This window comes from Pseudomonas kitaguniensis (assembly GCF_049199985.1).
Taxonomy (GTDB): Bacteria; Pseudomonadota; Gammaproteobacteria; order Pseudomonadales; family Pseudomonadaceae; genus Aquipseudomonas; species Aquipseudomonas kitaguniensis.
Genome location: NZ_JBLZPT010000005.1, coordinates 267,687 through 279,810, shown reverse-complemented (window position 1 = coordinate 279,810; position 12,124 = coordinate 267,687). Strand labels below are relative to the sequence as shown.

The 12,124-nt window shown below is 61.0% G+C and carries 10 protein-coding genes; 4 read left to right on the top strand and 6 right to left on the bottom strand.

The window, feature by feature from the left end; translation table 11 throughout:
- Window positions 1-416: 416 nt before the first annotated feature.
- From ACOZK9_RS10250 to ACOZK9_RS10230, 5 genes are read right to left on the bottom strand one after another with little or no spacing between them, the layout of a single operon-like run.
- The gene (locus ACOZK9_RS10250) at window positions 417-1,190 is read right to left on the bottom strand and encodes an enoyl-CoA hydratase (RefSeq protein ID WP_122252076.1); all 774 of its coding nucleotides are present in this window, start codon (window positions 1,188-1,190) and stop codon (window positions 417-419) included.
- An 11-nt stretch (window positions 1,191-1,201) separates the two neighbouring features.
- Complete coding sequence (locus ACOZK9_RS10245) at window positions 1,202-2,329, bottom strand: acyl-CoA dehydrogenase (RefSeq protein WP_421555770.1); 1,128 nt, start codon at window positions 2,327-2,329, stop codon at window positions 1,202-1,204.
- A gap of 12 nt (window positions 2,330-2,341) precedes the next feature.
- On the bottom strand, window positions 2,342-3,526 hold the full coding sequence (locus ACOZK9_RS10240; RefSeq protein ID WP_421555769.1) for an acetyl-CoA C-acyltransferase: 1,185 nt from the start codon (window positions 3,524-3,526) through the stop codon (window positions 2,342-2,344).
- Between the two features lie 12 nt (window positions 3,527-3,538).
- Complete coding sequence (locus tag ACOZK9_RS10235; protein WP_421555768.1) at window positions 3,539-4,306, bottom strand: SDR family NAD(P)-dependent oxidoreductase; 768 nt, start codon at window positions 4,304-4,306, stop codon at window positions 3,539-3,541.
- Window positions 4,307-4,327: 21 nt separating this feature from the next.
- Window positions 4,328-5,977, bottom strand: a complete 1,650-nt coding sequence (locus tag ACOZK9_RS10230) for an AMP-binding protein (RefSeq protein ID WP_421555767.1) — start codon at window positions 5,975-5,977, stop codon at window positions 4,328-4,330.
- A gap of 224 nt (window positions 5,978-6,201) precedes the next feature.
- On the opposite strand from ACOZK9_RS10230, the gene ACOZK9_RS10225 reads away from it, so the two are divergent.
- From ACOZK9_RS10225 to ACOZK9_RS10210, 4 genes are all read left to right on the top strand, one after another.
- Window positions 6,202-7,095 (top strand): bestrophin family protein, encoded by an 894-nt coding sequence (locus ACOZK9_RS10225; RefSeq protein WP_421555766.1) that lies wholly within the window; start codon window positions 6,202-6,204, stop codon window positions 7,093-7,095.
- A gap of 77 nt (window positions 7,096-7,172) precedes the next feature.
- Window positions 7,173-8,231: a tetratricopeptide repeat protein gene (locus tag ACOZK9_RS10220; RefSeq protein WP_421555765.1), complete on the top strand. Its 1,059-nt coding sequence runs from the start codon at window positions 7,173-7,175 to the stop codon at window positions 8,229-8,231.
- 144 nt (window positions 8,232-8,375) lie between these two features.
- Entirely contained in the window at window positions 8,376-9,875 is a 1,500-nt protein-coding gene (locus ACOZK9_RS10215; RefSeq protein ID WP_058415303.1) for an ATPase domain-containing protein, read from the top strand.
- A 47-nt stretch (window positions 9,876-9,922) separates the two neighbouring features.
- Entirely contained in the window at window positions 9,923-11,557 is a 1,635-nt protein-coding gene (locus ACOZK9_RS10210; RefSeq protein WP_152749083.1) for an ATP-binding protein, read from the top strand.
- A gap of 112 nt (window positions 11,558-11,669) precedes the next feature.
- Here ACOZK9_RS10210 and ACOZK9_RS10205 read toward each other — a convergent pair whose 3' ends face one another.
- Window positions 11,670-12,047, bottom strand: a complete 378-nt coding sequence (locus ACOZK9_RS10205) for a response regulator (RefSeq protein ID WP_003217591.1) — start codon at window positions 12,045-12,047, stop codon at window positions 11,670-11,672.
- Between the last annotated feature and the right edge of the window lie 77 nt (window positions 12,048-12,124).

Below are 12,124 nucleotides of genomic sequence, written 5' to 3'. Positions count from 1 at the left end.
CGATTGCGGTGTGTCAGTTGAAAAATCTTTATCTGACACACCGCAATCGCGAGCAAGCCCGCTCCCACAGTTGACCGAGTTCGGCTTGTGATTTTGATCTGGCTTTTGATTGTGATCTTGATCTGGGAAGCGCCCCGTTAAACCACGATGGCCGCACGCAGGCTTGAAGCCGTGGGTAAACCGGCAGGACGCCGGGTTAGCCGCGCTGGGCCAGGGATGGCCCATCGCGGCGGCCCACGGATTCAAGCCTGTGTGCGGGCATGCCGAGCCTAAGCGAGGCACCGAGTGGTGGGGCGAGAGCGTTTTGGTTACTTTTGCGCTGTTCAAAAGTGACTCGCTGTAAGAGCGAAACCGATATAAGCCATAACGCAAATACGGGATATGTACGAAAATCCAAAGAACACATCGAACCCGCTTTACCGGTCTTTGAACTCAGGCGGCCGCTTGGCCACAAACGCCGCCATGCCTTCCTTCTGATCCAGCGTCGCAAACGCCGCATGGAACACCCGGCGCTCAAAGCGCACGCCTTCAGACAAGCTCACCTCAAACGCGCGGTTCACGCTTTCCTTGACCATCATGCTGATCGGCACCGATTTGCTTGCAATCACGGCGGCCACTTTCAGCGCTTCTTCAAGCAATTCATCAGCCGCGAAGATGCGCGCCACTATCCCGCTGCGCTCGGCCTCCACCGCATCGATAAACCGCCCGGTCAGGCACATTTCCATGGCCTTGGCCTTACCCACCGCACGCGTCAGCCGTTGGGTGCCGCCCATGCCCGGCAACACGCCGAGATTGATTTCGGGCTGGCCGAACTTGGCCGTGTCACCGGCCAGGATGAAGTCGCACATCAACGCCAGTTCACAGCCGCCGCCCAAGGCGAAGCCGTTGACCGCCGCGATGATCGGTTTACGGCGGTTGGCCACGCGGTCGCTGTCGCTGAACAAGTCGTCCAGGTAGATCTGCGGGTAGGTCAGCTCGGCCATTTCCTTGATGTCGGCTCCGGCGGCGAAGGCTTTTTTCGAGCCGGTCAACACAATGCAGCCGATTTCAGGGTTGGCTTCCAGGCCGTCCAGCGCCTGGTTCAGCTCGCTGACCAGTTGCGCATTCAAGGCATTCAGGGCTTGCGGGCGATTGAGCGTAATCAGACCGACGCGGCCCTGTACGTCGAGCAAAATAGTTTCGTAAGTCATGTTCCGGCTCCTTAAAGATTGCGTGAGATGACCATGCGCTGAATATCGCTGGTGCCTTCGTAAATCTGACAGACCCGCACATCGCGGTAGATCCGCTCCAAGGGGAAGTCGCTCAGGTAACCGTAACCGCCCAAGGTTTGCAAGGCAGCCGAGCAGACTTTTTCGGCCATTTCCGAAGCGAACAGCTTGGCCATCGACGCTTCCACCAAGGCTGGCTTGCCGCTGTCACGCAGTGCGGCGGCGTAATGCACCATTTGCCGGGCGACGGCAATTTGCGTGGCCATGTCGGCCAGGCGGAACGCCACGGCCTGGTGTTCGATCAGGGGTTTGCCGAAGCTTTCACGCTCGCGCGCATAGTCACGCGCCGCTTCAAACGCTGCGCGCGCCATGCCCACCGCTTGCGCGGCAATGCCCACGCGCCCACCTTCAAGGTTGGCCAGGGCGATCTTGTAACCTTCGCCCTCCTCGCCCAAACGGTTGGCCAGCGGCACTCTCAGTTCCTCAAACAGAATCTGACAGGTGTCCGATGCGTGCTGGCCCAACTTGTCTTCTACCCGCGCGACCGTGTAGCCCGGCGAATCGGTGGGCACGATAAACGCGCTGATCCCGCGTTTGCCGGCTGCCGGGTCCGTCACCGCAAACACAATCACCGCCCCGGCGTTCTGCCCCGAGGTGATGAACTGCTTGCAGCCGTTGAGCACGTAATGCTCGCCGTCACGGCGCGCGCGCGTCTTCAGGCTGCTGGCGTCGGAGCCGGCTTGCGGTTCGGTCAACGCAAAAGCACCGAGCATCGCGCCACTCGCCAGCGGCGTGAGGAACTGCTGTTTCTGCTGCTCGTTGCCGAAGGTCAGAATCGGCACGCAGCCCACCGAGTTGTGCACGCTCATGATGGTCGAGCAGGCGCCGTCGCCCGCGGCGATTTCTTCCAGCGCCATGGCGTAAGCCAGGTAACCGGTGTCGCAACCGCCCCACTGTTCCGGCACCAGCATGCCGAAAAAGCCCAGTTCGGCCATTTCAGCGATGGCCTCTTTGGGAAAGCGGTGCTCGCGGTCCCATTGCGCAGCGAACGGCTTGAGGCGCTCTTGCGCGAATTGCCGGGCGGCTTCGCGGATTTGCAGGTGTTCGTCAGTCGGCAGCATTGTGATGAGTCCTTAATACAGGCATTCAACGGCCATGGCAGTGGCTTCACCGCCGCCGATGCAGATGGCGGCAACCCCGCGCTTGAGGCCTTGCTGGCGCAACGCCGAGAGCAAGGTCACGAGGATTCGTGCGCCCGAGGCACCGATCGGGTGGCCCAGCGCGCAGGCGCCGCCGTGAATGTTGACTTTGCTGTGGGGTATTTCCAGCGTGCTCATGGTCACCAGGCTGACCACGGCGAACGCTTCGTTGATCTCAAACAGGTCGACTTCATCGAGTTGCCAGCCGGTCTTGTTCATCAGCTTGCGAATCGCCCCCACCGGCGCCACCGGGAACAGCCCCGGCTCATCAGCGAAGGCGGCGTGCGCATGAATCACGGCTAACGGCTTGAGCCCACGCGCGTGCGCTTGGCTCTGGCGCATCAGCAGCAACGCTGCGGCGCCGTCGGAAATCGAACTGGAGTTGGCCGCCGTCACCGTACCGCCTTCGCGGAACGCCGGTTTAAGGCTGGCAATCTTGTCCAGGCGGGCTTTGGGCGGTTGCTCGTCATGTACGATCGTTGTTGGCTGTTTGCCGAGCATGACCTGCACCGGCACGATCTCGGCGGCAAAGCTGCCGTGGGTAATCGCTTCCTGCGCACGGGTCAGCGAGGCAATCGCGAAGGCATCCTGAGTCTCGCGGGTAAAGCCGTGGTGCTCGGCGCAGTCCTCGGCGAAGGTGCCCATCAGGCGGCCCTTTTCATAGGCGTCTTCGAGGCCGTCAAGGAACATATGGTCGAGCACCTTGCCGTGCCCCATGCGGTAGCCGCTGCGCGCACGGTCGAGCAGGTAGGGCGCGTTGGACATGCTTTCCATGCCGCCAGCGATGATCACCTCGGCACTCCCGGCCAGCAGCGCGTCGTGGGCCAGAATCGTCGCCTGCATGCCCGAGCCGCACATTTTGTTGAGCGTGGTGCAGCGCGTGCCCTTGTCCAGCCCGGCACCCAATGCGGCCTGGCGTGCGGGCGCCTGGCCGAGCCCCGCGGGCAGCACGCAACCAAACAGCACTTCATCCACCGCATCGGCGGCAACGCCGGCACGCTCCACGGCGGCGCGAATCGCCGCCGCGCCAAGTTGCGGCGCGCTCAGCCCTTTGAGGTCGCCTTGAAAACCGCCCATCGGCGTGCGTACGGCGCTGACGATAACGATCGGATCATTCATGAGTTGTCCTCCTTACTTGGCGGCCATGCGCAAGGCGCCGTCGAGACGGATCACCTCGCCATTGAGCATGCTGTTTTCGATGATGTGCCGCACCAGCGCGGCGTATTCGGCGGGTTTGCCCAAACGTGGCGGGAATGGCACGCCGGCGGCCAGCGAATCGCGCACCTGCGGCGTCATGCCGGCCATCATCGGCGTTTCAAAAATGCCGGGCGCAATGGTCATCACCCGAATACCGAAGCGCGCCAGATCACGTGCAGCGGGCAGCGTCAGGCTGGCAATCGCGCCTTTGGAGGCCGCATATGCCGCCTGGCCAACCTGCCCGTCAAAGGCTGCCACCGAGGCGGTGTTGATGATCACGCCGCGCTCGCCATCGGCATTCGCCTCGGTTTCGGCGATTGCCGCCGCTGCCAGGCGCAGCAAGTTGAAGCTGCCGATGAGGTTGATGTTGATCACCTGGGCAAAGCTTGCCAACGCATGTGGGCCGTTTTTGCCGAGGATTTTTTCGCCGCGCACCACACCGGCGCAGTTGACCAGGCCATGCAAACCGCCAAACGCCGTAACGGCGGCTTGCACGGCAGCTTCGGCGGCGGCTTCCTGGCTGATGTCTGCCACCGCGCTGCGCGCGTTATCGCCGAGTTGTTGGGCCTTGGCGGCCACCGCTTCAGCGTTCAGGTCGACCAGCATGACTTTGGCACCGGCCGCGATCAGCATCTCGGCGGTGGCCGCGCCGAGGCCCGAAGCACCGCCGCTGACCAGAAATACCTTGTTTTCAATCTGCATTGTTGTGTCCTTAGAGGTGGGTTACGCCTGTGCGGCCTGAGCCTTGGCGATTTCCTGATTGCGCAAAATAAAGCGTTGCAGCTTGCCGCTCGGGGTCTTCGGCAAGTCGCTGACAAATTCGATTTCTCGGGGGTAAGCGTGAGCGGCCAGGCGCTTGCGCACGTGCAGGCGCAGTTCTTCGGCCAGTTGTGGGCTTGCGCTGTATTGCGGGCTGATCACCACAAAGGCTTTGACCACTTCGGTGCGCTGCGGGCAGGGTTTGCCGACCACCGCGGCCTCGACCACGGCCGGGTGTTCGACCAGCGCGCTTTCCACGTCGAATGGGCCGACACGGTAGCCGGAGGTGGTGATCACATCGTCACTGCGCCCGACAAAGCTGATGCTGCCATCGGGGTTCAGCTCCACGGTGTCGCCGCTCAGGTAGTACGCGCCGACAAAGGCCTTGGTGGCCACGCCGTCATAACCTGCGAACCAGCACATGGGCGAGTGTTCGCGGTCGATGGCGAGAATGCCCGGCTGGCCCGCGGGCAACTCCTGATAGTTGTCATCAAGCACCACGATGCGGTGCCCCGGTGAGGCAAACCCGGCCGAGCCCACATGCACCGGGTGCGCCAGGCCATGGTGGTTGCACAGCACCATGCCCAACTCGGTCTGGCCATAGTGGTCATGGATGGTCACGCCCAGGTGGCTGGCGAACCAGCGAATCACTTCCGGGTTCAGCGGCTCGCCGGCACTGCTGACGATGCGCAGCTTGCCCTTGATCGACTCGGCGAACTGTTCGCCGCCGGCAATCAACAGGCGATACGCCGTGGGCGAACCGGTGAGGTTGGTTATCGCGTATTTGTTGATCACCCGGCAGGTGCTTTCCAGCGTGAACGGGCCATCGTAGAAGGTAATCGGGTGGCCCATCGACAGCGGCCCGGTCACGCCGAAATAGATGCCGTAGGCCCAGCCTGGGTCGGCGACGTTCCAGAACGCATCGTCGGGGCGCAAATCCACCGCGTCGCGGGTGTAGCTCTGGAAGGCGACAATTGCCTTGAGCGGCACCGACAGGGCTTTTGCCGGGCCGGTGGTGCCCGAGGTGAACATCAGCAGGAACGGATCATCCGCGCTCAATAACAGCGGCTCGCAGACGTTTGAGTAGCGCGCCACTTCGGCCCAAAAACTGCAGTCGCCGCGCACGATGCCTTCACCTTTGGCGCCGGCGACCGTGACGATGGTTGGGCAACCTTGCACCTCGGCCAGTTTGGGGCGGTTCACTGCATCGGTGACCACCAAGGCTGCGCCAGCCGCGCTCAGGCGGTGCTCGATGGCCTTGGGGCCAAACGCGGTAAAGAGCGGCTGGTACACCGCGCCGATGCGCCAAGTGGCCAGTACCACCACCAGTAATTCAGCAGTGCGTGGCAACAGCCCCGCGACTTTATCGCCGCGCCTGATGCCTTGGGCCAACAGGAAGTTGGCGAAGCGCGCCGCGTGGTGCTGCAATTGGCTGAAGGTCACGGTGGCACTGGCGCCGTCCTTGCCCTCCCAGAGCAACGCGATGCGCCCTGGCAGCGCGTGGCGGTCGCAGCACTCTACACAGGCATTCAGGGCTTGCAGGTTGCCGGCCAGTGCGGCGTCTGCGGTGTGCTGGTAATCAAACTCGGCGGTGGCAGCCAAATACTCACGCATCGCTTCAAATCCTTGTGTGTTTTTATTTTCAGGACGCTTTGCAGGACAAGATTCCCCGAAATAGTCGCTGCAGAGCGCAACCCGCAGCAATAGTCAAAGCCATCAACATGGCTGACTGCTTTGGCCAATCATTGAGCCGGCTGATCAGCCGGTCAGCCGCAGTGATTGGACGCACCTGCCGCAAGCTTCTACTCTGCAGGCCTGCGCCCGCAAAGAAGCCGCCGATGATCGTTCGCCCCAAACCCAATCTTTTAGGCATCCTGTTTTCGCTCAAGGGCTCGATTGCCAAGCGCATCGCCTTGCGCAGCTTGCTGGTGACCTTGCTGGCGTCAGTGATAGTGCTGATAGAAACCCTGCACCCTGCCTACTTTTCCAAGGTCAACGCCACGCCCTTCACCTTGCTTGGGTTGTCGTTGTCGATCTTCATGAGTTTTCGCAACAACGCCTGCTACGACCGCTGGTGGGAGGGTCGCAAGCAATTGGGGCAAATGCTGATTGAGGTGCGCTCGTTGATCCGCGAAACCCAAGTACTCGGCGACGGCGCAGAGCGCACGCAACTGTTGCGTGGCCTGTGCGGCTTTGCCCACGGGTTGATCGCGCAGTTGCGCCTGGAACACCCCGCGCGGGCTATACAGCCCTGGATGACGGTGAACGCTGCTCACCCGAATCTACCCGACCATGTGCTGCAACAGCTCGGCGCGGGTTTTTCGGCGCTGGCAGAACGTGGCGTGATCAGTGAATGGCGCTACACCCAGCTGGAAACCCGGCTGGTCAGCTTGAGCCAGGTTCAGGCCGCGTGCGAGCGGATCAAACACACACCGCTGCCCTTCCCCTACACGTTGCTGCTGCACCGCACCATTTACCTGTTCTGCATACTTCTGCCGTTTGCCATGGCCGAGCCATTAGGTTGGTTGACGCCGGTGTTTACTGCCATCGTCAGCTACACATTCTTTGGCCTGGATGAAATTGGCGACGACCTTGAAGACCCGTTCGGGTTTGACGAAAACGACCTGCCATGCAATGCGCTTGTGCGCACGTTGGAGCGCGAAATCCTCGCCGCCACCGGCGAAAGCAACCTGCCGCCTGCGCTGGAGCCGGTTGATTACGTGCTGACCTGATACGGGTTTGACACTCGTCGTGGTCTGACCGAAGCTTGTGACTTTGCGATAGCTGCCCCCAGCTTTTGGACGCCTGCATGTCAAAGTCACGCCGTTATTCCATCGTCGGCCTGTGCGCCCTGTTGTTGATTGTGTTGCTCACCTGGTATTTCTCGCGCAGCGCGCCAGTGGCTGTGCCGCCTGCCATTGCGCAGAGTTATTCGAAAGCCTTGAAGCAGGCGCATAACGGTGAACCGGGCGCGGCGCGTGTGCTGTATCAACAGCTCGGCCGACCGGACCTGTCGCCGGAGCGGCGCGTGGCATTGCATGCCGAACTGCCGAATTACCCCAGTCCGCAAGCACTCAAACTCACCGATAAAGACTTGGCCGATACCTCGCCGTTGGTGCGTGAAGCGGCGATCCGCAGCATCGTCGGCCTGGTGCCCACCGGCCAGCGCACCTTGTTATTAGGGCCGGTGCTGGAAGACCCGGAGCAAGAGGTGCGTTTCGCCGCGGCCAACGCCTTGCTTGGGCTGTCACCGGACACTCTGGGCCTGTACTTCGGGCCGTTGCAGCAAGTGCTGGATGAGTTCGTCAAAACGCTTAAAAGCCAGCCCGAAACCGCCGAAGGCTGGATTCAACTGGCGCGCCTGTACATCCACAGTGCCCTGCTGCCGGACGCGCAGCATGCGCTGGAACAGGCCATGCGTTTGCAGCCCGACAACCTGCAGGCGGTAGTCGCGCAAATCGAGCTGCTGGATAAACAGGGCAAGACCGACGAGTCGCGCCAACTGCTGGCGCGCCAGTTGGCGGCGCACCCTGAATCGGCGTACCTGCAACACGCGCTGGGCCTGTGGTTGTTACACCATGGCGAACGCCCTTATGCGCTGCTCGGCCTGTCGAAAGCGGTGGAGCTTGCGCCCGACAATCAGGATTACCGCTACGACCTGGCCACCACGCTGCACGACCAACAAGAGTTGGAAGCGGCGCAGCGCCAGTTGGAGGAAATCATCCAGCGTCATCCGGCCAATCGCAAAGCCCGGGTGTTGTTGGTCAACTACTGGAAAGAGACGGGTCAGTTGCAGAACGTGCAAGTGTTGCTGGCACAGCTTGAGCAACAGAACCCCGACGATCCGGCGTTGCAGCAAGGCCTGTGATCGCGCCGCAAAAACGCGTAAGCCATTAACGCAGCATACAAATATCAGCAAACTTTGAACGGCTACGGGCCACTACGGTCAAGTGAATATGGCGCGCCAGAGGCGGTGCGCCACCTCTACTTGCACGTGACTTGAGGAAACTTCTTGTCTACATCCAATGCGCAGCTCAGTGAAAAGGCGGCCACCGGTATTGAAGGTCTTGACGACATTCTTTCCGGGGGGCTATCGCGTCGCCACCTGTTCCTGTTGGAAGGCGAACCCGGTACCGGTAAAACCACCGTCGCGCTGCATTTTTTGCAAGCGGGCGCAAAAGCCGGCGAAACATCGCTGTACATCACCTTGTCCGAGACCGAGCGCGAACTGCGCCAAGGTGCCAAGTCGCATGGCTGGGACCTGGACGACAATATCCATATCTTCGAGCTGACCCCGCCCGAAAGCCTGCTCAATGCGGACCACCAGCAAAGCCTGCTGTACTCCTCCGACCTGGAGCTGGGTGAAGCCACGCGGCAGATTTTTGAAGTGGTCGAACGCATCAAGCCAACCCGCGTGGTGCTCGACAGCCTCTCCGAAATTCGCCTGTTGGCGCAAAGCTCGCTGCGCTATCGCCGGCAAATCCTCGCGATCAAGCACTACTTTGTGCGCTACGACGCCACGGTGCTGTTGCTCGATGACCTGACCACCGAGTCCCTCGACAAAACCGTGCACAGCGTGGCCCACGGGGTTATCCGCCTGGAAGAGCTGACGCCCAGCTACGGTGCCGAACGCCGCAGAGTGCGGATCGTCAAATACCGTGGCCAGAAATACCGTGGCGGTTTTCACGACTTCACCATCATGGGCGATGGCATCCATGTGTTCCCGCGCCTGGTCGCGGCCGAGCATCGCGGCGGCTATGTACGCCAGACCTTGAGCAGTGGCATTCGCGCACTGGATGCGTTGATGGGCGGCGGTGTCGAAACCGGCTCCAGCAGCTTGATCCTCGGCCCCGCGGGCACCGGTAAATCATTGATCTCGATGATCTTCGCGGCAGCGGCAGTGGCGCGTGGCGAAAAAGCCGCGCTGTTCATCTTTGATGAAGAACTCGGCTTGTTGTTCGAGCGTATGAAAAACATGGGCATCGACCTCGCCGCGCTGCAAGAGACCGGCAACCTGCTGATCGAACAAGTGGATGCCGCCGAATTGTCGCCTGGCGAATTTTCGCACCGGGTGCGCCGTTGCGTTGATGAGCGCGGCATCAAAACCGTGGTGATCGACAGTATCAACGGCTACCAGGCCGCGATGCCGGAAGAAAACGCACTGATCCTGCACATGCACGAACTGCTCCTGTACTTGAACCGCCGTGGTGCGGCGACGTTCATGACGGTTGCCCAGCATGGGCTGGTCGGTGACATGCAGGCGCCGGTCGACATCACCTATTTGGCCGACACCGTGATTTTGCTGCGTTATTTCGAGGCGCTGGGCAAAGTGCGCCGTGCGATCTCGATCATCAAAAAGCGCACCGGCGCGCATGAATCGACTATTCGTGAATACCGCATCAGTGGCCAGGGCATGACCGTCGGCGAACCACTGGATAATTTCCAGGGTGTGTTGCGCGGCATCCCGACCTACATGGGCGCTGGTTCACCTTTGCTCAAGGATGAGGGCTAGTGGCAAGCATCGCTCCCCTCTCCGAGCGCGCGATCGTATTGGCGCCGATGGGCCGCGACGGCTCATTGGCGCTGATGATGCTCAACGAGGCTGGCTACGGCGGCATCATCGCGACGAACCTGACGATGCTTTGCGAAGCGCTTGAGCAAGGCGCCGGCTTGCTGATTATTGCCGCCGAAGCCCTGCGTGGCGTGGATTTGGAACCGCTGCTGGAGCTTTTGCATCAGCAGCCGGCCTGGTCCGACTTGCCGATTGTATTGATGACCCATCATGGCGGCAGCGAACAGAACGGCTCCTCTCACCTGAGCGGTTTGCTCGGTAACGTGACGTTTCTGGAGCGGCCCTTCCATCCTGTCACCCTGATCAGCCTGGTAAGTACCGCCTTGCGCGGCAGGCGCAGGCAATATGAAGCACGCGACCGCTTGATTGACTTGGGCCAGAGCGAACTGCGCCTGCAGCGTACGCTCGAAACCCTTGAGCAACAGGTGGAGGAACGCACCGCGCAACTGCGCAGCAATGAAGAAGCACTGCGCCAGTCGCAAAAAATGGAAGCCGTTGGCCAATTGACTGGCGGCATCGCGCATGACTTCAACAACATGCTCACCGGCATCATCGGCAGCCTGGAGCTGTTACGCCGGCGCATTTCGCGCGGCAAGCTGGATGACCTCGACGGCCTCATCGATCTGGGGGTGACCTCGGCCAACCGTGCGGCGGGCCTGACCCACCGTCTGCTGGCGTTTTCGCGCCGGCAATCGCTCGACTCCAAGCCTGTAGAGCTCAACCAACTGGTGAGTTCCATGGGTGAGCTGCTGCAGCGCAGCATCAATGAAAGTATCCAGCTCGACATGCGCCTCGCCGCGCAGTTATGGACTGCCGAGGCCGACCCGAACCAGTTGGAAAGCGCCCTGCTCAACCTGGTGATCAATGCTCGGGATGCCATGCCCAATGGCGGCCAGTTAGTGGTTGAAACCACCAACCGCCACCTCGACAGCGTCTTCACCGCCGCTTACGGCACCCTGGAGCCCGGTGATTACGTAGAGTTGAGTGTCAGCGACAACGGCTGCGGCATTCCCGAAAACCTGATGGCCAGGGTGTTTGATCCGTTCTTTACTACCAAACCGATTGGCCAGGGCACCGGGCTTGGGCTGTCAATGATTTACGGGTTTGCCCGGCAATCTCACGGCCATGTGACGATTCACAGCGAAGTCGACAAAGGCACCACCGTCAGCCTGTTTTTGCCGCGTTTTATCGGCGAAATGCAGGTCGTAGAATCGATTAATCCCGAGTTGCTGCCCTTCGCCAATGCAGGCGAGACCGTGTTGATCGTCGAGGACGACCCGGCGGTCAGAGTGCTGGTCAGCGCGGTGCTGAAAGAACTGGGTTACGCTTTCGTCGAAGCCGGCGACGCCAGCGGCGCTTTGCCGATCATCGAGTCCGAGCAACGCATTGATCTGTTGATCAGCGACGTCGGCCTGCCCGGCATGAACGGCCGGCAACTGGCGGAAATCGGCCGGCAGATACGGCCCGGGCTCAAGGTGCTGTTCATCACCGGTTACGCCGAGCACGCTGCGGTGCGCGGTGGTTTTCTGGACCCCGGAATGCAACTGATCACCAAGCCGTTCACGTTTGATTTGCTGACCGCCAAAGTGCGCGAAATGATCCACATAGACCGCACTGATTAAGCTGCCTGTTGGGCACCCGACTGAAACACACAGCCTAAAGCAGCCAATGAAAGGGTTTCATTGGCTGCTTTAGGCTGTGGTTTGGTGGAGCGGGTTACGGTTGAGGCGCGCCTTACGCCAGCAGGCGCTGGATATGCTCTTGCAGCGTATCCAGGTCAAACGGCTTGGCCAAAATCGGCGCGTTGCGTGTGATCGGGCTGTTGCAGTCGAGAATCTCCTGCGGGTAACCGCTGATAAAGATCACTTTCAGTTCCGGACGCAACTTGATCGCGGGCTCGGCGATCTGCACCCCGGAAATCCCGCCCGGCAGGCGGTAGTCGGTGACCATCAGGTCCAAGTGCGGCTTGGTGGCGAGAATTTCAAACGCCTGCTCCCCATCGATCGCCTTCAAGACCCGATAGCCCAAGCCTGCCAGGTATTCACCCAACACAAACATAATGGATTCATCGTCCTCGACGATCAAAACGACATCTTGTGCATCTTCACTCATGGGAAGCCTTTGTCCGGTCAATAGCTGCAATTACGACCATGGGGTCACGCAGAGGTTGCGTTGAGGTGACGACTGAT

Bases quoted from the DNA above. Each gene is read 5' to 3' on its own strand.
- ACOZK9_RS10240 (WP_421555769.1), bottom strand. From the start codon at position 3,526: ATGAATGATCCGATCGTTATCGTCAGCGCCGTACGCACGCCGATGGGC.
- ACOZK9_RS10220 (WP_421555765.1), top strand. From the start codon at position 7,173: ATGTCAAAGTCACGCCGTTATTCCATCGTCGGCCTGTGCGCCCTGTTG.
- ACOZK9_RS10210 (WP_152749083.1), top strand. From the start codon at position 9,923: ATGGGCCGCGACGGCTCATTGGCGCTGATGATGCTCAACGAGGCTGGC.
- ACOZK9_RS10245 (WP_421555770.1), bottom strand. From the start codon at position 2,329: ATGCTGCCGACTGACGAACACCTGCAAATCCGCGAAGCCGCCCGGCAA.
- ACOZK9_RS10235 (WP_421555768.1), bottom strand. From the start codon at position 4,306: ATGCAGATTGAAAACAAGGTATTTCTGGTCAGCGGCGGTGCTTCGGGC.
- ACOZK9_RS10225 (WP_421555766.1), top strand. From the start codon at position 6,202: ATGATCGTTCGCCCCAAACCCAATCTTTTAGGCATCCTGTTTTCGCTC.
- ACOZK9_RS10250 (WP_122252076.1), bottom strand. From the start codon at position 1,190: ATGACTTACGAAACTATTTTGCTCGACGTACAGGGCCGCGTCGGTCTG.
- ACOZK9_RS10230 (WP_421555767.1), bottom strand. From the start codon at position 5,977: ATGCGTGAGTATTTGGCTGCCACCGCCGAGTTTGATTACCAGCACACC.
- ACOZK9_RS10205 (WP_003217591.1), bottom strand. From the start codon at position 12,047: ATGAGTGAAGATGCACAAGATGTCGTTTTGATCGTCGAGGACGATGAA.